General features: G+C 71.4%; 19 protein-coding genes. 14 read left to right on the forward strand and 5 right to left on the reverse strand.

Annotation, left to right across the window (positions count from 1 at the left end):
• Positions 1–35: 35 nt before the first annotated feature.
• Entirely contained in the window at positions 36–2,765 is a 2,730-nt protein-coding gene (locus SH922_RS26540; RefSeq protein ID WP_393060350.1) for a lysylphosphatidylglycerol synthase domain-containing protein, read from the reverse strand.
• 221 nt (positions 2,766–2,986) lie between these two features.
• Between SH922_RS26540 and SH922_RS26545 the strand changes: the two genes are divergently transcribed.
• Both SH922_RS26545 and SH922_RS26550 read left to right on the forward strand, forming a co-directional pair.
• The gene (locus tag SH922_RS26545; protein WP_393060351.1) at positions 2,987–3,376 is read left to right on the forward strand and encodes an MGMT family protein; all 390 of its coding nucleotides are present in this window, start codon (positions 2,987–2,989) and stop codon (positions 3,374–3,376) included.
• A gap of 355 nt (positions 3,377–3,731) precedes the next feature.
• Entirely contained in the window at positions 3,732–7,094 is a 3,363-nt protein-coding gene (locus SH922_RS26550) for an ATP-dependent helicase (RefSeq protein WP_393060352.1), read from the forward strand.
• Positions 7,095–7,112: 18 nt separating this feature from the next.
• Here the strand turns inward: SH922_RS26550 and SH922_RS26555 are convergent, their stop codons facing one another.
• On the reverse strand, positions 7,113–8,018 hold the full coding sequence (locus SH922_RS26555) for an SAM-dependent methyltransferase (RefSeq protein ID WP_393060353.1): 906 nt from the start codon (positions 8,016–8,018) through the stop codon (positions 7,113–7,115).
• Between the two features lie 256 nt (positions 8,019–8,274).
• Here SH922_RS26555 and SH922_RS26560 point away from each other — a divergent pair, with 256 nt between their 5' ends.
• Genes SH922_RS26560 through nudC form a run of 3 tightly spaced genes read left to right on the forward strand, consistent with a single transcriptional unit; the run spans position 8,275 to position 14,145 of the window.
• Positions 8,275–11,751 (forward strand): UvrD-helicase domain-containing protein, encoded by a 3,477-nt coding sequence (locus tag SH922_RS26560; RefSeq protein ID WP_393060354.1) that lies wholly within the window; start codon positions 8,275–8,277, stop codon positions 11,749–11,751.
• Between the two features lie 10 nt (positions 11,752–11,761).
• Positions 11,762–13,156, forward strand: a complete 1,395-nt coding sequence (locus tag SH922_RS26565; protein WP_393060355.1) for a dipeptidase — start codon at positions 11,762–11,764, stop codon at positions 13,154–13,156.
• Positions 13,157–13,200: 44 nt separating this feature from the next.
• Positions 13,201–14,145: an NAD(+) diphosphatase gene (gene nudC, locus SH922_RS26570; RefSeq protein ID WP_393060356.1), complete on the forward strand. Its 945-nt coding sequence runs from the start codon at positions 13,201–13,203 to the stop codon at positions 14,143–14,145.
• A 151-nt stretch (positions 14,146–14,296) separates the two neighbouring features.
• On the opposite strand, the gene SH922_RS26575 is transcribed toward nudC, so the two are convergent.
• Positions 14,297–14,539: a mycoredoxin gene (locus tag SH922_RS26575; RefSeq protein ID WP_351002644.1), complete on the reverse strand. Its 243-nt coding sequence runs from the start codon at positions 14,537–14,539 to the stop codon at positions 14,297–14,299.
• A 221-nt stretch (positions 14,540–14,760) separates the two neighbouring features.
• Here SH922_RS26575 and SH922_RS26580 point away from each other — a divergent pair, with 221 nt between their 5' ends.
• The 5 genes from SH922_RS26580 (at position 14,761) to SH922_RS26600 (ending at position 18,835) form a co-directional block, all read left to right on the forward strand.
• On the forward strand, positions 14,761–16,950 hold the full coding sequence (locus SH922_RS26580; RefSeq protein ID WP_393060357.1) for an ATP-dependent DNA helicase UvrD2: 2,190 nt from the start codon (positions 14,761–14,763) through the stop codon (positions 16,948–16,950).
• Positions 16,951–17,116: 166 nt separating this feature from the next.
• Positions 17,117–17,452 (forward strand): hypothetical protein, encoded by a 336-nt coding sequence (locus tag SH922_RS26585; RefSeq protein ID WP_393060358.1) that lies wholly within the window; start codon positions 17,117–17,119, stop codon positions 17,450–17,452.
• Between the two features lie 173 nt (positions 17,453–17,625).
• Positions 17,626–17,994, forward strand: coding sequence for a WhiB family transcriptional regulator (locus SH922_RS26590; protein WP_393060359.1), 369 nt, complete (start codon positions 17,626–17,628; stop codon positions 17,992–17,994).
• Between the two features lie 32 nt (positions 17,995–18,026).
• Positions 18,027–18,350 carry a hypothetical protein gene (locus SH922_RS26595; protein ID WP_148022160.1) on the forward strand — a complete coding sequence of 108 codons (324 nt, stop codon included), beginning with the start codon at positions 18,027–18,029 and terminating at the stop codon, positions 18,348–18,350.
• A 281-nt stretch (positions 18,351–18,631) separates the two neighbouring features.
• Positions 18,632–18,835, forward strand: a complete 204-nt coding sequence (locus SH922_RS26600) for a hypothetical protein (protein WP_393060360.1) — start codon at positions 18,632–18,634, stop codon at positions 18,833–18,835.
• 82 nt (positions 18,836–18,917) lie between these two features.
• On the opposite strand, the gene SH922_RS26605 is transcribed toward SH922_RS26600, so the two are convergent.
• Together SH922_RS26605 and SH922_RS26610 are read right to left on the reverse strand one after the other, a co-directional pair.
• Positions 18,918–20,402, reverse strand: coding sequence for an ABC1 kinase family protein (locus SH922_RS26605; RefSeq protein ID WP_393060361.1), 1,485 nt, complete (start codon positions 20,400–20,402; stop codon positions 18,918–18,920).
• Between the two features lie 41 nt (positions 20,403–20,443).
• Positions 20,444–21,589: a ThiF family adenylyltransferase gene (locus tag SH922_RS26610; RefSeq protein ID WP_393060362.1), complete on the reverse strand. Its 1,146-nt coding sequence runs from the start codon at positions 21,587–21,589 to the stop codon at positions 20,444–20,446.
• Between the two features lie 187 nt (positions 21,590–21,776).
• Between SH922_RS26610 and SH922_RS26615 the strand changes: the two genes are divergently transcribed.
• The 4 genes from SH922_RS26615 (at position 21,777) to SH922_RS26630 (ending at position 25,575) form a co-directional block, all read left to right on the forward strand.
• On the forward strand, positions 21,777–22,400 hold the full coding sequence (locus tag SH922_RS26615) for a M48 family metallopeptidase (protein WP_393060363.1): 624 nt from the start codon (positions 21,777–21,779) through the stop codon (positions 22,398–22,400).
• A 106-nt stretch (positions 22,401–22,506) separates the two neighbouring features.
• Positions 22,507–24,108, forward strand: a complete 1,602-nt coding sequence (locus tag SH922_RS26620; RefSeq protein WP_393060364.1) for a TerD family protein — start codon at positions 22,507–22,509, stop codon at positions 24,106–24,108.
• A gap of 11 nt (positions 24,109–24,119) precedes the next feature.
• Positions 24,120–24,800, forward strand: coding sequence for an AIM24 family protein (locus tag SH922_RS26625; RefSeq protein ID WP_148020615.1), 681 nt, complete (start codon positions 24,120–24,122; stop codon positions 24,798–24,800).
• Between the two features lie 19 nt (positions 24,801–24,819).
• A complete protein-coding gene (locus tag SH922_RS26630) occupies positions 24,820–25,575 on the forward strand; it encodes an AIM24 family protein (protein WP_393060365.1) in 756 nt (251 codons plus the stop codon).
• Positions 25,576–25,582: the final 7 nt, after the last annotated feature.

Here is a 25,582-nt window from a genome sequence, read left to right on the forward strand (position 1 = left end):
CAAACGAGAGGTCTCAGGCCGTGTCGGCGGACTGCCTAAAGCTCGCCCTTGCGCGTCAGATGGTTGAAGCAGAGCCAGCCGGGGAGCACCGGCAGCCACAGCGTCATCAGCCGGAACAGCAGTACCGCAGGCGCCGCGACTTCCTTCGGCAGGCCGACCGCGATCAGACCGAGGGTCAGCGCACCCTCGACCGCGCCCATGCCGCCCGGGGTCGGCGCGGCCGACCCCAGGGCGTTGCCGGCGAGGAAGACCACCGCGATGCTCGCGTAACTGAGGTGCGGCGTGTCCGGACCGCTGAACGCCCGGACGGACGCGTCCAGACACATCACGAACAGGCCGGTCAGCAGCAGCATCCCGCCGATGCCGGTGAGCAGCTTCTGCGGCCGCTGCACGACATCGAGCATGCGCGGTACGACTCCGGCGAACAGCGACCGCACCCGGGTCACCACGAACTTCCGCAGGAACGGGATCGCCGTCACCACCAGTACCAGCACGGCGACCGTCAGCAGCCCCGCGATCACGGTCCTGGACGGAGTGAGCGAGGACGGCGTCTTCTCCGTACCGGTCAGGTACCCGAACGCGGCGAGCAGCAGGATGTGGCACCCGAGACCGAACAGCTGTGAGGCGCCGACACTCGCGACCGCGAGCCCCGGACGCACGCCGGAACGCTGGAGGAACCGGGTGTTCAGTGCGACCCCGCCCACCGCGGCCGGGGCCACGATCTTCACGAACGAGCCGGCGACCTGAGCCAGCACCGTCTTGCTGAACGGCACCCGTTCGGGCACGAAGCCCAGCAGACTCATCGCGGCCGCGATGTAGCTGAGCGCCGAGAAGCCGAGCGCGGCCGCCACCCAGCCCCACTCCGCCTGCTCGACGACCGCGCCGAAGTCGGCCTCGGTGACCTGCGAGATCAGGAAGTACGCGGCGATGGCACCGGCGATGAAGCTGAACAGGGTGCGCGGCTTGATGCGCTCCAGACGGACCGGCTCGACCGGGGCCTGCGGCCGGATCAGCAGCACCTCCTGGCGGATCTGGGAGAGCAAATCCTCCTCGCGGGCCCCGTCCAGCGCGTCGTCCATGGCGCGCTTCTCGGCCTGCTTCTCGGTGCGCTGCGACTTGCGGGCGGACTTGCGGCCGGCGTCGTCGGGACGCTCCGCGTCCTGCGACCGGGCCCGCTTCGCCGCGTCCGACGCGTCCAGTACGGCCTCGCGCTCGCGCTGCGACCGTTCCCGGGCGAGCCTGCGCAGGTGGGCGCGGGTGGAGCGGCTGAGGGCGATCGGCTGGAGCAGCGGAAGACAGTCCGCGACGGCGTCCGGGCCGAGCACCGCCAGTGCGGACGCCACCGCCCGCTCGGCGCCCACCCGCAGACCCGTGGTGGTGAGCAGCTGGGCGATGTCCATCCGCAGGACCAGGTCACCGGCCGCGATCTCGCCACCGCGCAGATCCGTGACGAACACCTTGCCGGAACGATCCACCAGGATGGCGTCACCGGTGAGCCTGCGGTGCGCGATCCGACGCGACTGGAGCGCCTTCACCTGACGCCAGGCACCGCGCACCAGGTCGTCGGTGATCTCGGAGTCCTCCAGCGCGTCCAGCGAGCGCCCGCCGATGTGCTCGTACACCAGCATCACGGCGTCCGGACCGAGCTCGGAGGTGGCGATCAGCTTGGGGGCGTTGGCGCCGGCGGCGATCGCCGCGTACGCGAGCAGTGCCTCCTGCTCCAGTGCCTGGCGCAGCGACTGGATGGAACGCCGCTGGGTGATGCCGCGCAGGGTGAGCCTGCGCCACACACGGTAGAAGAAGCCCTGCGCCTGTTGTTCGCGGTCCACGACCGTCACGTCGAGTGGTGGGCCGTCCTCCAGGGAGACCACGTAGCGGCGCCCGCGGTCGCTCTGGTCACCCGAGTCGGGCGCGTCCTCGGCCCGCATCGCGGTGACCGGCCGGAAGCCGACGTGGCGCAGACCGGCCATCAGGTGCTGGCCTGTCGGCCGGACGTTCGGCGAGCCGACCGCGTACAGCGTGCCGTACGCGACCGTCCAGCCGATGAGCACCGTGAGGATGATCGAGAACGGGGTCGTGTAGCCGCCCACCAGCATCGCGAAGGCGTCCAGCAGCAGCACCACCCACAGTACGACCCGCCACCGCGGCCGTCTCGCCATGCCGACGGCCGTCATATAGGCGATCACGGGGGCGAGATAGCCGTGTACGGGATCGGTGAGCGCGTCACCGGGCTGCGGCTGGGTCAGTGCGTCCTGAACGGTGCCGGACGCGGAATTGGCGACCCAGAGGTCCGTGGCGAGCGTCACCCCGTGCGCGAGCACGGCGGCCAGGACGCCGTCCGCGATCCGCAGCCCGTCGCGTTTGATCAGCCGCTCGATGGCGAAAGCCACCGGGACGAGCAGCACGGCGATGCTGGAGACGAGACCGGCGATCTTGATGAGCAGATCGGGCGCCTGTCCGGTGCCCTTGTTGATGTCCTGTTCGAGGCCGGTCGTCGTGCCGTGGGCGAATGCGGCGACGGCGAACAGCACGACGATCGCAAGGACCCCGATGAGGAGCCGCAGCAGATCGGAGGGGCGGTGCACCCGCGCGGGGAGCAGGGGTTCGTCCCCCGAGACACGGTCGGACAGCGCCGCATCGGAGGTCGAGAGCGTCGAGCCCTCCAGATGATCCGAGGGGGGCTGCGGGCCGGCGCCGGGCTCCTGCCCGCCCTCCTCGGGGTGCGGCTCGGCATCAGAGGCGTCGGCCGCCTTCGGTGGCTGCACGCCCTGCTCCTTCGTCGCCTCTGATTGGTCTTCGTGTTCTCGTATCACCGGTCACCGCCCGCATGATGGTGGCACGGCCGGCGGGCGGAGGGGGGCATCAGGGTGCGATGCGGGGGCGCGCGATGCGCAAGATACGCTCCATTCCGCGCCCGCGCACACTCCGTGTCCGGCCGGACACGGAACAGGCCGGACTGTCGGTGGCGTACGGCAGGATGGGCCGGATGAGCGAACAACCGACGGGCGACGCGTTGCCGGAGTACGCGGAGCGCGTGCTCGACGTCGCCGAGCTGATCCCGCCCGGCCGCGTCATGACGTACGGCGACATCGCGGAGTGGCTGGGGGACGGCGGCCCGCGCCAGGTCGGCCGGGTCATGGCGCTGTACGGGGGAGCGGTGCCGTGGTGGCGCGTGGTGCGCGCCGACGGTGCGCTGCTGCCCGGCCACGAGCTGCGGGCGCTGGATCACTACCGCGAGGAGAACACCCCGCTGCGCGAGGCCTCGCACTCCGCGGACGGCCACCTTCCGCGTCTCGACATGCGGAGCGCACGGTGGGACGGCGCACCGGGCGGACCGGGCACGGCGGAGGACGGCGGCGGGGGATCTCACACCTGACAGCTTCCGCCATCCGGCGGCACATCGGGCGGAGCCGGGCCCGTACGACGTACAGGAAGCGCGAAGCCGGAGCGGCTCGGGGCTTTCCTCACCGGTGGGTCCGTCCGGTCCGTCCGGTCCGGTGGGTCCGGCGGGACTCCTCCGGCCGTCGGAGCCTTCCCTCCCGGCCGGACCCGCCGGCTGCGCCGAGCTCCTCGCCCGCGCAGCACCGCCCGCCCCGGCGGAACGTGACGATCCACGCATCCGTCCCGCCCCAATCGGCGGCCTCGCCGGAGTAGCGTCGTCAGTTCGCGGTACGCGCCGCGCCCTCACCCCCAGCACCCCCAGCACACCCACCAGGACCGGCGATCCCAACGTGAGCTCCTCCTCCACCACCCGGAACAGTCCGCACCGTCAGGCACGGCGTCGGACCACGGGCGCGTACAGGCTGGTGCGCACCCTGCCGGGCTCCGTGGATCCCCCTCTCCTGGACGCGGCGCAACGGGCGGTGGTTGACCACCCAGGCGGCCCGCTGCTGGTCCTCGCGGGGCCCGGCACCGGCAAGACCACCACGCTCGTCGAGGCGGTCGCCGCCCGCGTCGCCAGGGGCGCCGACCCGGCCCGCATGCTGATCCTCACCTTCAGCCGCAAGGCCGCCGTCGAACTCCGCGACCGGATGGCCGCCCGGCTCGGCGCCGTCCGCGGCCCGCAGGCCACCACGTTCCACTCCTACTGTTACGCCCTGGTCCGCGCCCATCAGGACGCCGATCTCTTCGCCGACCCGCTGCGGCTGCTCTCCGGACCGGAGCAGGACGTCACCGTCCGCGATCTGCTGGCCGGCCAGCTCGACCTGGAGAAACAGGGGCACGCCCACATCCGCTGGCCCGACGAACTGCGCGCCTGCCTGACCACGCGCGGCTTCGCCGACGAGGTGCGCGCGGTGCTCGCCCGCAGCCGTGAGCTGGGCCTGGGCCCGGACGCCCTCGCCGACTTCGCCCGGCGTACCGGCCGCCCCGACTGGAGCGCCGCCGCCGCGTTCCTCGCCGAGTACCTCGACGTGCTGGACGCCCAGGGGGTGCTGGACTACGCGGAGCTGGTCCACCGGGCGGTGCTGCTCGCGGAGCGCCCCGAGGTGTCGGCGCTGCTGGCGGGGAGTTACGACACGGTGTTCGTCGACGAGTACCAGGACACCGACCCGGCGCAGGTGCGGCTGCTGCACGCGCTGGCCGGGAACCGGGGGAACGCCCCCGGCGGCGGCGGTGGCCGGAACCTGATCGCGTTCGGCGACCCCGACCAGTCGATCTACGCCTTCCGCGGCGCCGATGTGAACGGCATCCTCGACTTCCCGGACGTGTTCCGGCGCGCGGACGGCGCCCCGGCCCCGGTCGGCGTCCTCACCACCTCGCGCCGTTCCGGCGAACGGCTGCTTGCCGCGACCCGGCTGCTGACCAGGCGGATGCCGCTCACCCGGCTGCCGTCGGCGAAGGTCCGCGCCCACCGGGAGCTCGGCGCCGTCCGCGAGGGCGGCAGTGTCGAGACGTACACCTACCCGACCGCGTCCACGGAGCTCGAGAACATCGCCGACCTGCTGCGCCGGGCGCATCTGGAGGACGGGGTGCCGTGGCACGAGATGGCGGTCCTGGTCAGGGCGGGCGGCCGCACCATCCCCGCGGTGCGCCGGGCCCTGACCTCGGCGGGCGTGCCGCTGGAGGTCGACGGCGACGACCTGCCCCTGCGCCACGAACCGGCGGTGGCCCCACTGCTGACGGCCCTGCGCTCCGTGGCCGAGGCGGCTCTGCGCCGGGGCGCGGATGTGGAAGCGGATCCGGCGGTGGAGTCCGGGGCCGAGGCCGACGCCCCGGCCCCCTGGCTCGACACCGAGACGGCGCTCACCCTCCTCGCCTCGCCCCTGGGGTCCATGGACGCCGCCGACCTGCGCCGGCTCGGCCGGGCCCTGCGCGACGACGAGCGCGCCGCCGGCAACCGGGTGCCCGCGCCCTCCGGCGAACTGCTCGCCCGTGCGCTCGCCGAACCGGAGCGGCTCGTGGCGCACGATCCGGCGTACGCCCGCGGCGCCCAGCGCCTCGGTGCACTGCTGCGCACGGCGCGCGAGCTCCTCGAAGGCGGCGGCACCGCCGAGGAGGCACTGTGGGCACTGTGGTCCGGCACCCCATGGCCGGCCAGGCTGGAGCGCGCCGCGCTGCGCGGAGGCGCGGGCGGCCGCAACGCCGACCGCGACCTCGACGCCGTGTGCGCCCTCTTCGACACCGCGGCCCGGGCGGAGGAGCGCACCGGCGGCCGTGGCGCGCTCAACTTCCTGGAGGAGGTCGACGCCCAGGACATCGCCGCCGACACCCTCTCCCGGCGTTCCGTGCGGCCGGACGCCGTAAGGCTGATGACCGCGCACCGCTCCAAGGGCCTGGAGTGGCGCATGGTCGTCGTCGCCGGAGTGCAGGAGGGCCTCTGGCCCGACCTGCGCCGCCGTGGCTCGCTGCTCGAAGCGGACCGGATCGGCCGCGACGGTCTCGCAGAACCCCTCACCCCCGGCGCACTCCTCGCCGAGGAGCGCCGCCTCTTCTACGTGGCGGCGACCCGCGCCCGTGAACGCCTCGTCGTCACGGCGGTCAAGGCCCCCGCCGACGACGGCGACCAGCCGTCCCGCTTCCTCACCGAGCTCGGCGTCGAACCCCGCGACGTCACCGGCCGCCCGCGCCGCCCCCTCGCCGTGGCCGCCCTCGTCGCCGAGCTGCGTGCCACCACCGTCGACCCCGAAGCCTCCGACGCGCTGCGCGAGGAGGCTGCCCACCGCCTCGCCCGCCTCGCGGCACTCAGTGACGACGAGGGACAGCCGCTCGTACCGTCGGCCCATCCCTACCGGTGGTGGGGCCTGTACGAACCGACCCGCTCGGCCGTCCCGCTGCGCGACCGGGACCAGCCCGTCGCCCTCTCCGGCAGCGCGCTCGACCAGCTCGCCAACACCTGCGCGCTCCAGTGGTTCCTCGGGCGCGAGGTGAAGGCCGACGCCCCGGCGACCGCCGCCCAGGGCTTCGGCAACGTCGTCCACGTACTGGCCGACGAGGTGGCGTCCGGCCGGACGCCCGCCGATCTGGCCGTCCTCATGGAGCGGCTCGACTCGGTCTGGGACGGGCTGGTCTTCGACGCGCCGTGGAAGTCGCAGCAGGAGAAGCAGCAGGCCCGCATCGCCCTCGAACGCTTCCTGCGCTGGCACGTTATGGACCGCACGGGCCGCACCCCGGCCGCAAGCGAGCACGATTTCGACGTGACGCTGGAGGCGGGGGAGTACGAGGTGCGCATTCGCGGCTCCATGGACCGCGTGGAACGCGACGCCGACGGCCGCGCCTACGTCGTCGACTTCAAGACCGGCAAACAGTCCCCGACGAAGGACGAGGTCGCCCGTCACCCCCAGCTCGCCGTGTACCAGCTGGCGGTCCGGGAAGGTGCGGTCGACGAGGTCTTCGACGGCACGCGCCCCGAATCCGGGGGCGCCGAACTCGTACAGCTGCGCCAGCCCGCCCCCAAGAAGGAGGGCGGCGACGCCGTCCCCAAGGTGCAGGCCCAGCAGCCGCCCGACACCGAGTGGGTCTCCGATCTGCTGGCGACCGCCGCCGGCCGGGTCCTGGACGAGCGGTTCACCCCCTCGACCGGCCAGCACTGCACCCACTGCACCTTCAGAGCCTCGTGCAGCGCGCAGCCGGAGGGGCGGCATGTTCTGGAGTGAACCGCTCCCCGGGGGCTGTCAGGGCTTGCGGGCCATCACCCCGTACACACTGACGTCCGCGTCGGTGACGTCATTGATCCCCTGGTAGCGCGTCCGGTCCAGGTCGTCCAGCCCCGCGACGAACTCCGGATCCGGGTCGGCGGACTCGGGCAGATCGACGACCTGCTCGGGACGCCAGCGGTGCACCGGGACGACGCCGGGGTCGAGCATCTCCAGACCGTTGTCCGTCACAAAGCGCTCCACCTGCGCGTGCGAGCGGCGGACCATGGCGAAACCGCGCTCCTTGAACGCCTTCGTCACCTGGCCGACCTGCTCGGGGTTGAGGTCCGAGCTGACATTGCTCAGTACGAGGAAACTGCCGGGCGCCAGGGCGTCGAGGAGCTGCTCGACGATCGGGTAGGCCTCGTCGTCCTCGATGAAGTGGAGGACGGCGGCGAGGACGAGAGCGACCGGCCGGTCGAGGTCGAGGGTGCGGCGGGCGGCTTCGAGGATCTTGGCGGGGTCGCGCAGGTCCGCCTCGATGTAGTCGGTGCGGCCCTCGGGCCCGCTGGTGAGCAGGGCCTGCGCATGCACGAGGACGACCGGGTCGTTGTCGACGTACACCACACGTGAGCCGGGGGCGATCGCCTGGGCGATCTGGTGCACGTTCTGCTGGGTCGGCAGCCCGGTCCCGACATCCAGGAACTGCCGGATGCCGTCCTTCGCGGCGAGCGTGACCGCACGCCGCATGAAGTCCCGGTTGTGCCGCACGGTGAGGTACCCGCGCGGATTGGCGGCCAGAGCCATGGCCGCGGCCTCCCGGTCGGCCGGGTAGTTGTCCTTGCCGCCGAGGAAGACGTCGTAGACGCGTGCCGGGTGCGCCTTCGTGGTGTCGATGCGCTTCCTGAGCTCTGCGGCGTCAGGGGCGGGTGCGTCGGCGCTCATATGACCGTCCTCGTAAGGCTGTTGATGCGACAAGCAGCCAATTTAGACCTTCTCCCACGGCTTGCGCGTCACCAGGACGTGGATATTGATGTCCTCGTCGCAGTAGTGGGGGAGGCGCTTCCGGACTCCTCGGGGTGCGCTGAGCCGGGGCGCCGCGCCGCCACGTCCCGGACGATCACCCGGCGCGGGGCGCCGGGGGACGGGTCCCTCCTCACGGCTTCGTGGGTTGTCGGTCCCTCCGGTTAGCCTCTGTGGAGTGTCCTCACGTATCACCGATCCCGAGCAGCTCAAGGAGCTTCTCGGGATTCCCTTCACCCCGGAGCAGACGGCGTGCATCATCGCGCCGCCCGCTCCGCAGGTGATCGTCGCCGGAGCCGGGTCGGGGAAGACCACGGTGATGGCGGCCCGTGTCGTGTGGCTGGTCGGGACCGGTCAGGTCGCCCCCGAGCAGGTCCTCGGGCTCACCTTCACCAACAAGGCGGCAGGCGAGCTCGCCGAGCGCGTCCGCAAGGCCCTGATCGCCGCCGGGGTCACCGACCCGGACGTCATCGACCCGGACAACCCGCCAGGCGAACCCGGCATCTCGACGTACCACGCCTTCGCCGGCCGGCTTCTCACCGAGCACGGGCTGCGGATAGGGCTCGAACCCACCACCCGCCTCCTCGCCGACGCCACCCGCTACCAGCTCGCCGCCCGCGTGCTGCGCGAGGCGCCCGGCCCCTACCCGGCCCTGACCAGGTCGTTCCCCACCCTGGTCAGTGATCTGCTCGCCCTCGATGCCGAGCTCGCCGAACACCTCGTACGTCCCGAACAGCTCACGGAGTACGACACCGAGCTGCTCCGCACCCTGGAGACCGCCAAGCTCAGCAACGCGGAACTGCGCAAGATCCCCGAGACCGCCGAAGCCCGCCGCGAGCTGCTCTCGCTGACCCGGCGCTACCGGGAGGCGAAGCGCAGCCGCGACCTCCTCGACTTCGGTGACCAGATCGCCCTCTCCGCCCAGCTCGCCCTCACCCGTCCCGAGGTCGGAGCGATCCTGCGCGAGGAGTACCGGGTCGTCCTGCTCGACGAGTACCAGGACACCTCCGTCGCCCAGCGCCTCCTGCTCTCCGCCCTCTTCGGCAGCGGCCCCGACGGCGTCGCGTCCGGACACGCCGTCACCGCGGTCGGCGACCCCTGCCAGGCCATCTACGGCTGGCGTGGCGCCTCCGTCGCCAACCTCGACGACTTCCCGAGCCACTTCCCGCACGCCGACGGCACCCCGGCCGCCCGCTACTCCCTCAGCGAGAACCGCCGCAGCGGCGGCCGCCTCCTCCACCTCGCCAACGGACTCGCCGCCCCCCTGCGCGCCATGCACGAGGGCGTCGAGGCCCTGCGCCCCGCACCGGGCGCCGAGCGCGACGGCCTCGTCCGCTGCGCCCTGCTGCGCACCCACGCCGAGGAGATCGGCTGGCTCGCCGACTCGATCGCCCACCTCGTGCGCACCGGCAAGTCCCCCGGCGAGATCGCCGTCCTGTGCCGCACCGCGGGCGACTTCCCCGAGATCCAGGCCGCGCTCGTCGCCCGGGACATCCCGGTCGAGGTCGTCGGCCTCTCCGGGCTGCTCCACCTCCCCGAGGTCGCCGACCTCGTGGCCGTCTGCGAGGTCCTCCAGGACCCGGGGGCCAACGCCTCCCTGGTCCGGCTGCTCACCGGCCCCCGCTGGCGGATCGGCCCGCGCGACCTGGCACTGCTCGGCCGCCGCGCCCGCCTCCTCGTCCATCGCGCCTCCCACGGCGACGACGAGGACTTCGACCCCGACCGCCGGCTCGCCGAGGCCGTGGAGGGCGTCGACCCGGCCGAGGTGACCTCCCTGGCCGACGCCCTGGACACCTTCCTCGACTCCGGCGGCGAGCAGGACGACCGCCTGCCGTTCTCCGTCGAGGCCAGGATCCGCTTCGCCCGCCTGGCCACCGAGCTGCGTGACCTGCGCCGCTCGCTCGCCGATCCGCTGATGGACGTACTGCACCGGGTCCTCGCCACCACCGGCCTGGAGGTCGAACTCTCCGCCTCGCCGCAGGCCCTGGCCGCCCGCCGCCGCGAGACCCTCGCCAACTTCCTCGACGTCGCCGCCCGGTTCGCCGCAGTCGACGGGGAGGCCACGCTCCTCGCCTTCCTCGGTTTCCTGCGCACCGCCGCGCAGTACGAGAAGGGCCTGGACAACGCACTGCCCGGCGGCGAGAACACCGTCAAGGTCCTCACCGCCCACAAGTCCAAGGGCCTCGAATGGGACGTCGTCGCCGTGCCCGGCCTGGTCACCGGCCAGTTCCCCAGCGGCCAGTCCCGTGACGCCTGGACCTCCCAGTCCCAGGTCCTCCCGCACGCCCTGCGCGGCGACACGGCCACGCTGCCCGTCCTCCACTCCTTCGACGCCAAGGGGCTCAAGGGCTTCAAGGAGGAGATGAAGGAGCACCAGCACACCGAGGAGCTCCGCCTCGGCTACGTCACCTTCACCCGGCCCCGCACCCTGCTGCTCGGCTCCGGCCACTGGTGGGGCCCGAGCCAGAAGAAGCCGCGCGGGCCGTCCGCCTTCCTGGACGCGTTGTACGAGCACTGCGCGGCCGGGCACGGCGAGATCGAGGCCTGGGCGGACGAGCCGGCCGAGGACGAGGAGAACCCGGCCCTGGGGGAGGCCACGGCCGACCACGCCTGGCCGCTGCCGCTCGACGACACCGCGCTGGCCCGCCGCCGGGCCGCCGCGGACACGGTGATGGCCCACCTGGAGGCGCTGGCCACTGCGGGCCCGGTGCCCGATGTGTATGCGGAGGCGGAGCGCCCGCCCCCGTCGGACGAGCCCCCCTTCGACGAGGTCTTCCCGGACGGCGAACCGTTCCCGGACGAGGAGCCGTTCCCGGACGAGGAGCTGTTTCCCGGGGACGACCCCTTCCTGGGCGATGCCCCTTTGCCCGACGACGCCTCGCCTGCCACCTCCTCTGCCTCCCCCGCCCCGCACGTCCCGGCCGCCCGCGCACCCGAGCGGGTCCCCTCGCGCCTCACCCCCGAGGAGTCCCGCACCCTCGCGTCCTGGGACCGCGACCTCGACGCCCTGGCCGGGGAGCTGCGCCGTGCCCGCGCCACCGTGCGTGACGTCCTCGTGCCCGCCTCGCTCTCCGCCACCCAGTTGCTGCGCCTGGCCGACGACCCCGACGGCTTCGCCCAGGAACTGGCCCGCCCCATGCCCCGACCCCCGCAGCCCGCAGCCCGCCGCGGCACCCGCTTCCACGCCTGGGTCGAGTCCCGGTTCGAGGAGCTGCCGCTGCCCATGCTCGGCCCCGACGAGCTGCCCGGCGGCGACGAGAGCGACGCCGACATCGCCGACGAGCGCGATCTCGCCGAGCTCAAGGAGGCCTTCGAGCGCACCCCGTACGCCCGCCGGACCCCGTACCGCGTCGAGACGCCCTTCCAGATCACCCTGGCCGGCCGGGTGATCCGCGGCCGCATCGACGCGGTGTACCGCACGGGGGACACGTACGAGATCGTCGACTGGAAGACCAGCCGCACCAACACCGCAGACCCCCTCCAGCTCGCCGTCTACCGGCTGGCCTGGGCCGAACTGCACGGGCTGCCGCTCACCGACGTCACGGCCACCTTCCTCTTCGTACGCAGCGGAGAGAGCGTCCGCCCCGCCAGCCTCCCGGGCCGCCCGGAGCTGGAGCGCATCCTCCTGGACGAGCCACCTCCCGCGGGCGGATAAGCTGAAGGTCATGAGCGACACCCCGGACAGCGCCGTCCGTACGTACACCGAGCAGCACCGCGAAGCCTTCCTCGACGACCTCGCGGAGTGGCTGCGCATCCCGTCCGTATCCGCGCAGCCGGAGCACGACGGGGACGTACGGCGCAGCGCCGCATGGCTGTCCGCCAAGCTGAAGGAGACCGGCTTCCCGGTCACCGAGATCTGGGAGACGGACGGCGCGCCCGCCGTCTTCGCCGAGTGGCCCTCAGACGATCCGGACGCCCCCACGGTCCTCGTGTACGGGCACCACGACGTGCAGCCCGCCGCCCGCGAGGACGGCTGGGACACCGACCCGTTCGAACCGGTGATCCGCGACGGCCGGATGTACGGGCGCGGCGCGGCCGACGACAAGGGGCAGGTGTTCTTCCACACCCTCGGCGTCAGGGCCCACCTCGCCACCACCGGTCGCACCAGTCCCGCCGTCCACCTCAAGCTCCTGGTCGAGGGCGAGGAGGAGTCCGGCTCGCCGCACTTCCGCGCCCTGGTGGAGCAGCGGGCCGACCGCCTCACCAGCGATGCCGTGATCGTCTCCGACACCGGCATGTGGGACGAGACGACCCCGACCGTCTGCACCGGCATGCGCGGGCTCGCCGAGTGCGAGATCGAGCTGCACGGGCCGGAGCAGGACATCCACTCGGGATCGTTCGGCGGCGCAGTCCCCAACCCCGCGACGGAGATCGCCCGCCTCGTCGCGGCGCTCCACGACTCCGACGGCCGGGTCGCCGTCCCCGGCTTCTACGACGGCGTGGCCGAGCTCACGGACACCGAACGCGCTCTCTTCGCCGAGCTGCCGTTCGACGAGGCCACCTGGCTGCGTACCGCCAGGTCAGGGGCCGCATCCGGCGAGGCGGGCTACTCCACGCTGGAGCGGATCTGGGCCCGGCCCACCGCCGAGGTCAACGGCATCGGCGGCGGCTACCAGGGCGCCGGCAGCAAGACGATCATCCCGTCCTCCGCCCAGGTCAAGATCAGCTTCCGTCTGGTCGCGGGCCAGGACCCGGACCACGTCCAAGAGGCCGTCCAGGCATGGGCCGAGGCCCGCATCCCGGCCGGCATCCGCCACCGGATCACCTTCCTCCCGGCCACCCGCCCCTGTCTGACACCCCTGGACCACCCCGCGCTGCAGGCCGTGGCCCGCGCGATGGGACGGGCGTTCGGCCAGAAGATCCTCTTCACCCGCGAAGGAGGCTCGGGACCCGCCGCCGACCTGCAGGACGTGCTCGGCGCCCCCGTCCTCTTCCTGGGCATCTCCGTACCGTCCGACGGCTGGCACGCCCCCAACGAGAAGGTCGAACTCGACCTGCTGCTCAAGGGCGTGGAGACCACCGCCCACCTCTGGGGCGAACTGGCAGCCGCACTCCGCTGAATTCTCTGAACACCCGATCCATCCCGGGGGAGTAGGAAGCACCTGTGAGCACCTTCGACAACGCCACCACGGACCGTCCCATCGGTCTGACCGCGCCGAGCGGTATCGACCGCGCGGCACACCATCGCCTCGACGAGGCATGGCTGTCCGCCGCGTGGAGCCACCCGACGACCCGGGTCTTCGTCGTCTCCGGCGGCCAGGTGCTGATCGACGACACCGCCGACGGCACCGAACTCGTGATGACTCCCGCCTTCGAGGCCCCGGTCACCGAGACCCACCGCTACTTCCTCGGTACCGATGACGACGGCGTCAGCTACTTCGCCCTCCAGAAGGACTCGCTGCCGGGCCGCATGGACCAGTCGGCGCGCCCGGCGGGCCTGCGCGAGGCGGGCCTGCTCCTCGGCGCCCGCGACGCCGGTCTGATGGTGCACGCGGTGGCGCTGGAGAACTGGCAGCGGCTGCACCGCTTCTGCTCGCGCTGTGGCGAACGCACGGTGATCGCCGCGGCCGGTCACATCCGTCGCTGCCAGGCCTGCGGCGCCGAGCACTACCCGCGCACCGACCCGGCTGTCATCATGCTCGTCACCGACGACCAGGACCGCGCGCTGCTGGGCCGGCAGGTGCACTGGCCCGAGGGCCGGTTCTCCACGCTGGCCGGTTTCGTCGAGCCGGGCGAGTCGATCGAGCAGTCCGTGGCCCGCGAGGTCTTCGAGGAAGCGGGCATCACGGTCGGCGAGGTCGAGTACATCGCCAGTCAGCCGTGGCCGTTCCCCTCCAGCCTGATGCTCGGCTTCATGGCACGGGCCACGACATTCGAGATCAACGTCGACGGCGAGGAGATCGAGGAGGCCCGCTGGTTCTCCCGCGAGGAGCTGACGGCCGCCTTCGAATCGGGCGAGATCCTGCCCCCGTTCGGCATCTCGATCGCCGCCCGACTGATCGAGATCTGGTACGGGAAGCCGCTCCCGAAGCCGGTCCGCGCGAGCTGACCCGGAGCGGGCCGGCGGAGGCCTGCCCTTGCCGGACCTGCCGGCTGCGGCGCCTGCCCGGGCCTGACGGGGTGGAACACGAAACCGCCCGCTTCTTCCCGTCGGTATGCACGGGAAGAAACGGGCGGTGGCAGCCAGCGGGCGGCAGCGGTCAGACGCCGACCTTCTGCTTCACCTGGGCCAGCGAAGGGTTCGTCAGGGTCGAGCCGTCCGCGAAGAGAACGGTCGGGACCGTCTGGTTCCCGCCATTCGCCTTCTCGACGAAGGCCGCCGAATCCGGGTCCTGCTCGATGTTGATCTCCGTGTACGCGATGCCCTCGCGGTCCATCTGGCCCTTGAGCCGACGGCAGTAGCCGCACCACGTGGTGCTGTACATCGTCACAGTGCCCGGCATGTCTTCGCGCTCCTCTGTCTCATCGGTCCCGGCAATCCCGCCACGTCCCGTTCTGCGTCTCGTCCGTCACACGGCGAGGCGGGGACATGCGTTGCCGCACGGATGGACAACGCACGTGACCTGGCCACCATTCCCGGAACCGCCCCTGATTAGTACGACGGACGGGGCGGCCCTGTGGACAACTTCCCCTTCCGCCCCTTCCGACCTGGCAGCATGGCGGGGTGACATCAGCAACGCATTCCAGCCTCTTCCCCCAGGTCCCCGACTCCGCCGACGCCGTCCTCGACGGGCTCGACCCCGAGCAGCGCGAGGTCGCCGTGGCCCTGCAGGGCCCGGTCTGCGTGCTGGCCGGAGCCGGTACGGGAAAGACGCGGGCCATCACGCACCGCATCGCCTACGGGGTGCGCGCGGGGATACTCCAGCCGTCGAGTGTGCTTGCCGTCACGTTCACCAACCGTGCCGCCGGCGAGATGCGCGGGCGCCTGCGCCAGCTCGGCGCGGGCGGGGTGCAGGCGCGGACCTTTCACTCCGCGGCGTTGCGTCAGCTCCAGTACTTCTGGCCGAAAGCAGTCGGTGGCGACCTGCCCCGACTGGTGGAGCGCAAGGTCCAGCTGGTCGCCGAGGCGGCGGCCCGCTGCCGTATCCGGCTCGACCGCAACGAGCTGCGCGATGTCACGAGCGAGATCGAGTGGGCCAAGGTCACCCAGACCGTGCCCGCCGACTATCCGGCCGTGGTCGCCAAGTCCCAGCGGGACGCCCCGCGCGATCCCGCCGAGATCTCGCAGGTCTACGCGATGTACGAGCAGCTGAAGCGCGACCGCACGGTGATCGATTTCGAGGACGTGCTGCTCCTCACCGTCGGCATCCTGCAAGACCGTCACGACATCGCCGACCACGTCCGCCGTCAGTACCAGCACTTCGTCGTCGACGAGTACCAGGACGTCAGCCCGCTCCAGCAGCGGTTGCTCGACCTCTGGCTGGGCGACCGGGACAACCTCTGTGTCGTCGGCGACGCCAGCCAGACGATCTACTCCTTCACCGGAGCCACCCCCGACCATCTGCTCAACTTCCGCACCCGCCACCCCGGGGCCACCGTGGTCAAACTCGTCAGGGACTACCGCTCCACGCCCCAGGTCGTCCATCTGGCCAACGGACTGCTCTCCCAGGCCCGCGGCCGGGCAGCCGAGCACCGGCTCGAACTGGTCTCGCAGCGCGAGTCCGGCCCCGAACCCGCCTACCTGGAGTACGCGGACGAGCCCGCCGAGGCCGAGGGCACCGCCCGTCGCATCCGGGATCTGATCGCCGCCGGTGTCCCGGCCGGTGAGATCGCAGTGCTCTACCGCGTCAACTCCCAGTCCGAGGTCTACGAGCAGGCCCTCGCGGACGCGGGTGTGCCGTACCAGCTCAGGGGCGCTGAGCGGTTCTTCGAGCGTGCGGAGGTACGGGAAGCGGGCGTCGCCCTGCGCGGCGCGGCCAGGGCGGGGGGCAACGACTCCCTGCTGGACGATGCGGAGGGGCTGCCCTCCGAGGTGCGGGCGGTGCTCTCCACCAAGGGCTGGACCAGCGAGCCGCCCGCCGGATCAGGAGTGGTGCGCGACCGCTGGGAGTCCCTCGCGGCCCTTGTCAGGCTGGCCGAGGACTTCGAACAGGCCAGGCCGGGCGCGACCCTCTCCGACCTGGTTGCCGAGCTGGACGAGCGGGCAGCTGCCCAGCACGCCCCCACGGTCCAGGGAGTCACGCTGGCCTCGCTGCACTCGGCGAAGGGCCTGGAGTGGGACGCCGTGTTCCTGGTCGGGCTGACCGAGGGCATGATGCCGATCACCTACGCCAAGACGGACGAGCAGATCGAGGAGGAGCGCCGGCTGCTCTACGTCGGTGTCACCCGGGCCCGCTTCCATCTGTCCCTGTCGTGGTCGCTCGCGCGCTCACCCGGTGGCCGGGCGGGCCGCAGGCCGAGCCGGTTCCTGAACGGGCTGCGCCCAGGCTCGGCGGCGCTCGGCGGCCGGGCGACGGCAGGCGGCAGCGGCGGGATCGAGCGCCCGGCCGCGGCCCGGCGCAAGCGGCGCGGGCCCGCACTGTGCCGGGTCTGCGGCAAGACCCTGACGGACGCCGGCGAGATGAAGCTGATGCGCTGTGACGACTGCCCGTCCGACATGGACGAGGCACTGTACGAGCGCCTGCGCGACTGGCGCGCGGCACGGGCGCAGGAGATCGGCCAGCCCGCCTACTGCGTGTTCACCGACAAGACGCTGATGGCCATCGCGGAGGCGGTGCCCGGCAGCGAGGGTGAACTGGCCGGGATCTCCGGGGTCGGCGCGCGGAAGCTGGGCCGGTTCGGCGCCGCCGTGCTGGACATCTGCGCAGGTGGGGACGGGGTCGAGGGGCCTGAGTCGGCCGACGAGGAGATGTGAGAAAAACTCGTCGAAAAAATAGTTTGCGCCCGCCCCAGTCATCACCATAGGTTCTTAACCACGGGAACAGCGACTTCTCTGAAGCCCTGACCCTGTGCTGTACTTATTCCGAATACGCAGGACCGGCCCGGCCGGTCCCCCGAGACGCCGAGAGGAGGCGATTGAAGTGATCAGCATCATCGAGACCAACAAAATGACCGATCTCTCGGTCGTCTCCGCCTGCTCGCTCGGCCTTGCCTGCTCTTCGGCTTCCTCGCTGCGTGGCACCGGTATGTCCGGCATTTCAGCCGTCAGCCCGCTGTCCCTGGCAAGCCTTCCCGTGCGGGAGCGCAATGAGCGACCGACCCAGGCACCGGCAGCAGCAGTAGCGAAGGGACAGGCCCAGGCCTATGCCTTTGCGGCCGTCGGTGCGGGAGCGGAAGCCGGAGCCAAGAAGCAGACGACGCACCACCACACGATGTGGGCCTTCCGTGGGCCTGAACCCTGGAGTGATCCAGCCTGATCGACGATCAGGCCGGCGCCTTCAGGGCCGCGGAACCCCACTCGGGATCCGCGGCCCTTTTGTTTTGTCCGAACGGACGAGACAGCGAGAAGGAGCCTCGGGACAAGCAAGACCTGGTACCAGCCGCCCCCCGGCCAACAGGCCGGAAACGACCAGACGAGGACACCACCACCGTGCAACTCGAAGCGCACGCCCCGTCCGTACCGCCTTCCGAAACGATCTCCCCGCCCGGCCTCACGGAGGACTCCACCTTGATCCCCCTCACTGCGCTCACCGCGCTCGACGACGCCATCGAGAACCTCGGCGTACCCGTCCCCTGCCGTTCCTTCGACCCCGAGGTCTTCTTCGCCGAGTCGCCGGCCGACGTCGAGTACGCCAAGTCCCTCTGCCGCACCTGTCCGCTCGTCGAGGCCTGCCTGGCCGGTGCCAAAGAGCGCCGCGAGCCGTGGGGTGTCTGGGGTGGCGAGCTCTTCATCCAGGGCGTCGTCGTTGCTCGCAAGCGGCCCCGTGGCCGTCCGCGCAAGAACCCGGTCGCGGCGTGATCGCCGACCTGGGGGTCACGGCCCCCAAGCCCATGAAACGCATCGGAACCATCGACCGTCCCCTGACCCACGATCCCCGAAACCAGGCACCAATGACCATCCCCACGAGGGAGCCCGTCGGCTCCGCGACACCGGACGTCACCATCATCGGCGCGAACGACTCGCGTCAGAACAGGACCCGTGAGATGCAACTCATCCCAGAAGCCCTGGCTCGTGCGCATATGCACGACCGCCTGCGGGAATCCGCCGCGGAACGTCAGGCCGTGCGCCTGATCACCGCGCGGCGGATGCAGCGCCGGGCCGAGCGCGCCTCGATGCGTGCCCGCCGTGCGCTGGCCATGGCGGTCATGCACTGAACCGAGCAGTGCCGCACGCCGGCACTGTCCGCCGAGGGGCAGCCGCTCTCTGCTCCCCGGCAAGCAGTGCCCACACCAGCAGTACCCCTACCGCGGGGCCGGTCCACTCGGACCGGCCCCGCGGTCGTGTCTGCGGTCGTGTCCGCGGCCCGTCACACGGTCGTGTCTGCGGTCGTGTCCCCGGCCCGTCACACGGTCGTGCGGCGAACACGACCGTGTGACGGGCCGGTGTCGCGGTGCCGTGCCGCGCCGGAAGGCGGCGGCGGAGTTATCGTCACGAGGTGGACGAGCAGACTCATGGCCCCGGAGCGGGTGACACCGAGGACGTCGTGTGCGCCCTGTGCGGCACCCGCGCCGGGAGCGAGAACGCGCCGCCGACCTGGCTCTGCTCCGTGGAGAACGGCAGTCGCCGCTACTACTGCGACGACTGCGCGCGCACCCACATCAGGGCCATCGAGGGCCGCCTCGACTCCGCATGGTGGTGACCGCCTGGTGGCGACAATCTGGCGACGACCATCAGGCGGCGACAGGCCGGGCCGCCCACTGTCGTACCCGGCCGGGGAGCCGCTACTTGACCTCCGCGCCGGCTGCGGCCCCCGCCGTGGGTTCCTCGGCCGCCTCGAAATCGTTCGGATTCTCCTCGGCCCAGTCTTCCTCGGCCCGCCCCTCCTCGTCCTGAGGCAGGAACCCTGGGAGCCAGGACTCCAGTTCCTCGCGCAGCCGGACCGTGGCGCCGAGCTGGCACAGCACCCCGATCGTGCTCAGCGTCACCCGGTGTATCAACAGGTAGGCGGGCGGCAGATTCAGCTGCTTGCCCAGCTGATGAGCGGGAGAACGCGGGTCCGCTATGCGGGCGGCCTGATTGCGCATCCAGGTCCGGCTGAAGGTGAACTCGTCCACCTCGGCCGGTTCGATGATCGGGAGGAGGTAGCCGAGGACCGCGTCCGGTTCGAGGTTGATCGAGTCCTTGACGAATCCCTCCTCACGCAGCAGCTCGTACACGGAGTCCGCGTCTCCCTGGAGCGTCAGCCGCAAGGAGTCCCCGATGGTCCGGGGCAGCCCGCCAGGCAGCCGGTCCACCGTGCCGAAGTCCATTACCCCCAGGCGCCACTGAGCTGCCCCGTCATCCCCGGCGTCGTCCTGATCGTCCTCGCCGTCCTTCGCGAAGGACGGGGCCGCGGGCAGCAGCCGGAAATTGCCCGGGTGCGGGTCCGCGTGCAGCAGCCCGGTGCGCGCGGGGCCGGAGAACAGGAATCTGGCCAGCAGCTGCCCGGCTCTGTCCCGCTGCTCGGCGGTCCCGTCGGCGATCACATCGGCCAGCGGCACACCGTCGATCCACTCGGTGACCAGCACCTGATCGGACTGGTGGACCACCCCGGGGACCACGACATCGGGATCGTCCGCGAACTCCTCGGCGTGCTCCCGCTGCGACTGCGCTTCCTGTTCGTAGTCCAGTTCCTCCGATACCCGGTCGCGCAGCTCCGTGATGAGGGGCTTGATGTCCATGCCGGGAATCAGTGGGCCGAGCAGCCGCGCGAACCGGCTGAGCTGTGTGAGGTCAGAGAGCAGTGCCTCACCCGCTCCCGGGTACTGCACCTTCACGGCGACGACCCGGCCGTCGTGCCACACGGCCCGGTGCACCTGCCCGATCGAGGCGGCAGCCGACGGCTTGTCCTCGAATTCCAGGAACAGCTCCCGCCAGTCCTCGCCGAGCCGTTCCGCCAGCACCGCGTGGACCGTGGCACTCGGCAGGGGAGGGGCTGCTTCCTGAAGTTTCGTCAGGGCCGCGCGGTAAGGGCCCGCGACCTCCTCCGGCAGGGCGGACTCGAAGACCGACAGGGCCTGTCCCAGCTTCATGGCCCCGCCCTTCAGCTCGCCCAGCACCTTGAAGAGCTGATCGGCGGTGCGCTGCTGGACTTCGCGGGCGACCAGTTCCGCGGACTTCCCGCCGATGCGCTTTCCCAGGCCCCACGTGGCACGGCCGGCGAACCCCAAAGGCAGCGCGGCCAGCTTGGCGGTTCGGGTGACCGCCTTCCGGGGAAGATCAGACATATGCCCCTCCAAATCCCAGACTGCCGCGCTGCGTGCGGCGGTTACCCGGCCATTGTGTCGTGCGCCGCGCCGGCCCCGGAGGTGCGCACCCTCTCAGTCTGCCCACCCGCTCCACAGGAACAGTCGATGTGCGCCCCGATCTGCTCGGACCGCCAGTCCAACAGCGGCAGTGCGGCCTCCCAGCGGGCGCCCGTGCTGGCCGGCAGCTCGCCGTCGAGAAAGGCCAGCGCATGGGACGCCGCGAGCCCTGCCACCGCTGTCGCGAGTCCCAGGTCACACGCCTGCACGGCGGTGCGCCGCCCCGACTGCCACTGAGCCAGCATCCGCGGCCACTGCGGGTCCCGGTCACGCCGGTGCAGATCGAGGCAGCCCGCACAGGCCGTGCCTCCCGGCAGCACCAGCGGTCCGACGAGCCCGGTTGCCTCGATGACCCCGGCATAGAGATGGGGTGTGCCCGACGCGATCCACGGCTCGGCTGTGTGCGCGTCGGGAACGTAGACGGACAGGCCGTCGCGAGGGGCGACGACGATCAGGGACAGGCCGGGCTCACCGCTCGCACACCCGGCCGCCGACTGCACGGCCCGAGGCGCAGGACCGGGGGAGGAACGGCGGACGAGCTGCCGAGCCGCCGAGTCCCGGCGCTCGCCGACCGCCGAGGCCGGCAGGCCCCCGGGCGATACGTCGCACGGTTCGGCGCAGCCGCCGTCCAGGACCTCGACCCGGCCCACCCCGGCGCCGGAGAGCACCGCCGCGATCGCCGCGCCGACCCGGCCCGCTCCCCGCACCTGGACACGCATGGAGCGGCGGGCTGCCAGCCGGCGCATTCCCCCTCCCGGTTCGGAATGCACGACGGAGAGTGACGCCAGATCGGGCCGGTGGCGCTCCAGCACGTCCGCCCGGTTCCTCAGCGCATCGGCTTCCGGACCGCCCGCACGCACGTCGTCGAGGAGTCCCGCATCCATCAACCGCACCACGAGAGTGTCCACTTGATGATCATTAAGGTCCAGGGCCCTGGCTTCTTCGCGCAGCAGGGACATCCCGCGCGTTCCGTCGAGGAGTTCCAGGAAACAGCCCGTTGCGATATCCATCGGGCCGACCTTGACGGCATGCGCGGGTGTCACGCCGAATTGCACGGTGCCGCTGCCGCGCCATGCTCGGCGCAGTGCGGGCTTCAGCATCGGATGCACGGCTTCCCCCGGTCTGTGTGGCTGTGTGAGATCCATTGCCAGAATGGGGCGAGACGCGGAACCGTGCGAAAAGTTATCCACAGGCGCGGGGTATTAGTCGTTCAAATGGTGCAAGCCATGGGGTGGATCATGTGTGAACCGTCCCGGAGGCGGGACTTCCCCCACTGACAGCGGGTAACGTCGTGGCGTGCCCGCCGACTCGTCACCCGGCTTCGCCGGGGAGACTTCCGCGCGCGGCGCCGGAACCCGCCGGCGCAGTGCGGCTGATCATCCGACCCGCGCCTCGGCGACGAGTGCGGTCGAGGTCCGCAGGAGCGCCCGCCGCAGCAGAACGGTCTCCGCGTACCGCGAGGGCGACCGCACGATCGTGCTGATTCCCGCCCGGATGTCCGAGGCCGAGGAGCAGCGCTGGGTGAGCGTGATGCTCGACAAGCTCGCCGCTCAGGAGAACAAGCGGATCCTCGGCGACAGCGAGCTCGCCGAGCGGGCGGAGCGTCTGGCGGCCCAGTATTTCGAGGGCAGGGCCCGGCCCGTCTCGGTGCGGTGGGTGACCAATCAGAACACCCGTTGGGGGTCGTGTACCCCGGCCGAGGGCAGCATCCGGCTCTCGCACCGGCTGCAGGGCATGCCGGAGTACGTCGTCGACTATGTGCTCGTCCACGAGCTGGCCCACCTCCTGGTGCCCGGTCACGGACCGCGGTTCTGGCGGCTCCTCGATGCCTACCCCCGTACGGAGCGGGCCCGCGGCTATCTCGAAGGGGTGGTGGCGGCCGACCGGCTGCCCCACCTGCCCGCCGCGCGCGGCGAGTGACGTTCGCGATTTTGTACCGGGTCTGTACCGGCTTGGCCCAATGCCGGAGTTTGCGGTTAGCCTGACGCGACGCATTCACCTTCCGGATGGGGGACGGTCGTTACGCATGGCCAGGGAATTCCAACGCGGCCACAAGGCCAAGATCAGTGATCTCACGCCGGGGACGGACCTGTACGTAGGTGTGCAGATCGCCGGCCCGGGGCTGACCTTTGACATCAGCTGCTTCGGCCTCGATGTCAATGAGCAGCTCTCCGACGACCGTTATTTCATCTTCTTCAATCAGCCGAAATCGCCCGAGGAGTCCATTCAGCTCCTCGGTACGCAGGCAGGTGACACGGAGTCGTTCCGTGTCACTCTGGACCGCATTCCGGCGAACATCCACAAGCTGTCCTTCACTGCGACGCTGGATGGCGCCGGACAGATGTCGCAGGTCGGTCCCGGGTACATCCGGATCGTCGCGGGCGGCGAAGAAGTCGTCAGGTACGCCTTCACGGGCTCGGAGTTCACCACCGAGCGCGCGGTGATGCTGGGCGACTTCTACCGCAAGGACGTCTGGCGGTTCGCCGCCGTCGGCCAGGGCTTCGACGGTGGGCTCGACGCGCTGCTGAAGAACTTCGGCGGCGAGGTTGCCGAGGAGGCCCCGGCCGCACCGCAGCCGCAGTCCGCGGCCCCGTCGTTCGCACCGCCCGCGCAGGCCTCGGCGCCGCCCTCGTTCGGAGCGCCGGCCGCCCCGCAGGCCCCGCAGCCCGCCCCGTCCTTCGGCGCACCGGCCGCGCAGGCCCCGGCGCCCACGCCGCAGCAGCAGATGCACGCCGCGCCGACGATAGCGGCGCCGCTGGCCCCGCAGGGCGGCAGTGTGCCGCCGCCCGCGCCCGCGCCCGCTCCGTACGGGCAGCCGGGGCAGCCGCAGTTCGGACAGGTCCCGCCCCAGGCGCCCCCCTTCGGGCAGCAGGCCCCCGCGCCGTACGGGCAGCAGGCCCCGGTTCCGTTCGGGCAGCAGCCGCCCGGCATGCCTCAGGGCGTGCCGCAGGGTGTGCCGCAGGCCGGGGCCGGCCTGGTGGCCGCGCTCCAGCCGTACAAGGAGACGGCCACCGGACAGCGCTGGACCCCGCAGAACCAGCAGCTCATGCGCGTCGACCTCACCATGGGCGGGGCGGGCGTGCTGGCCCGTCAGGGCAGCATGGTGATGTACCAGGGCAAGGTCGACTTCAGCTACAAGGGCGCGGGTTTCGCTGGGCGGATGGTCGGCAACGCCACCGGTCAGGAAATGCAGCTGATGCGCTGTACCGGCCGGGGGCAGGTCTTCCTCGCCGAGGACGGCTCCCATCTGCACGCCATCGAGCTCCAGGGCGACGGCATCTGCGTCTCGGCGGAGAGCGTCCTCGCCTTCGACGAGTCGCTGCAGTACGAGGTGCGCAGGATCGAGGGCCACGGCATCCCCGGCGGCGCCCTGTTCACCATGCAGTTCCAGGGCACCGGCACCATCGTCGTCAAGACCCATGGTGTCCCCGTCGTCCTGCCGGTCACCCCGACCACCTTCGCCGACTGCAACGCCGTCGTGGCGTGGTCGGCCGCGTCACAGGTGATCATCTCCAGCCAGGTCCGGCTGCGCCGCAACGCCTACCCCGGACACAGCGGAGAGACCGTGAACCTCCAGTTCCGGGGCGCCCCCGGCAACTTCATCGTCGTCCAGCCCTACGAGGTCTGAGGGAGCCCGTCATGAATCAGCAACTCGCGGGCTACGCCCCGACCCCCGTCACGGCCCGGATGGAGAACCACGGCCATTCGATGCTGAAGGTCGCCATGGCGACCGGTCAGGACCTGTACGCGCGCACCGGCTCGATGGTGGCGTACGAGGGCTTCATCCAGTACGAGCCCAACCCGCCGGCCGTCCGCCAGATCGCCTCGCAGTGGATCACCGGCGAGGGCGCGCCCCTGATGAAGTGTGCCGGCGACGGGCTGCTCTACCTCGCCGACTACGGCGCCGATGTGGTCGTCATCAATCTCAACAACGACTCCCTCTCGGTCAACGGCACCAACGTCCTCGCCTTCGACGGCCACCTCACCTGGGGCGTCGAAAGGGTCAAGGGGCTGGCCAAGTTCGCCGGCCAGGGCCTGTGGAACGTCTGCATCTCCGGCACCGGCTGGGTCGCGATCACCTCGCGCGGCACGCCGATCGTCGTCGACTGCGGACGCGGCGAGGACGAGACGTACGTCGACCCGGACGCCCTCGTGGCGTGGTCCCCGAACCTCAAGGTGAAGGGCAAGCGCAGCTTCAAGGCCTCCTCGCTCATCGGGCGGGGCAGCGGCGAGGCGTTCCAGATGGCCTTCTCCGGCCAGGGGATCGTCGTCGTCCAGCCGAGCGAGGACAGTACCGACCGCCTGCGCGTCCGGAACTGACGGGGAGGGAGAACACACCATGCAGAGTCCGCTTTTCAGCTACACGGAACAGCAGTCCCAGGAGCGCTACACGGTGCAGAACCCGCAGCTCCTGCGGGTCTCGCTGACCGGCCACGACGACGTCCTCGCCCGCAAGGGGGCCATGGTCGCGTACCAGGGACTGATGGAGTTCGACGGCGAGTACCAGTCGCACGGACAGCGCCGCGCCCGCGCCACCACCGGTGAGGGCCTCGATCTGATGCGCTGCTCCGGGCAGGGCACGGTCTACCTCGCCAACCTCGCGCAGTACGTCCACGTGGTGGACGTCGACCGCGACGGTCTGACGGTGGACAGCGCCTATGTCCTGGCGCTCGACTCGTCCCTCCACACCGAGGTCATCGCGGTGGACAGCCAGTACGGCATCTCGGGCACCGGCAAGTACCAGCTCAACATCTCCGGCACCGGCAAGGTCGCGCTGATGACCTCCGGCCAGCCGCTGATGATGCAGGTCACACCCGACAAGTACGTCAATGCCGACGCCGACGCGATCGTCGCCTGGTCCAGCTCCCTGCGGGTGCAGATGCAGGCCCAGACGCACTCCTCAGGCGTTTTCCGGCGGCGTGGCAACACGGGTGAGGGATGGGAGCTCAGCTTCCTCGGCCAGGGCTTCGCCCTCGTTCAGCCGAGCGAGGTGCTTCCCCCGCAGAGTGCCCAGATCGGCCAGGGCATGCGTGCCCAGTACGGCATGGGGCAGCAGGGAGCCCACGCCCAGAACCAGAACAACGCCTGGAACTGAGCACCGC

The sequence above is a fragment of the Streptomyces sp. LN549 genome (assembly GCF_043203805.1).
Taxonomy (GTDB): Bacteria; Actinomycetota; Actinomycetes; order Streptomycetales; family Streptomycetaceae; genus Streptomyces.

Bases quoted from the DNA above. Each gene is read 5' to 3' on its own strand.
- SH922_RS26630 (WP_393060365.1), top strand. From the start codon at position 24,820: ATGCAGAGTCCGCTTTTCAGCTACACGGAACAGCAGTCCCAGGAGCGC.
- SH922_RS26595 (WP_148022160.1), top strand. From the start codon at position 18,027: ATGAAACGCATCGGAACCATCGACCGTCCCCTGACCCACGATCCCCGA.
- SH922_RS26545 (WP_393060351.1), top strand. From the start codon at position 2,987: ATGAGCGAACAACCGACGGGCGACGCGTTGCCGGAGTACGCGGAGCGC.
- SH922_RS26575 (WP_351002644.1), bottom strand. From the start codon at position 14,539: ATGCCGGGCACTGTGACGATGTACAGCACCACGTGGTGCGGCTACTGC.
- SH922_RS26555 (WP_393060353.1), bottom strand. From the start codon at position 8,018: ATGAGCGCCGACGCACCCGCCCCTGACGCCGCAGAGCTCAGGAAGCGC.
- SH922_RS26620 (WP_393060364.1), top strand. From the start codon at position 22,507: ATGGCCAGGGAATTCCAACGCGGCCACAAGGCCAAGATCAGTGATCTC.
- SH922_RS26565 (WP_393060355.1), top strand. From the start codon at position 11,762: ATGAGCGACACCCCGGACAGCGCCGTCCGTACGTACACCGAGCAGCAC.
- SH922_RS26605 (WP_393060361.1), bottom strand. From the start codon at position 20,402: ATGTCTGATCTTCCCCGGAAGGCGGTCACCCGAACCGCCAAGCTGGCC.
- SH922_RS26625 (WP_148020615.1), top strand. From the start codon at position 24,120: ATGAATCAGCAACTCGCGGGCTACGCCCCGACCCCCGTCACGGCCCGG.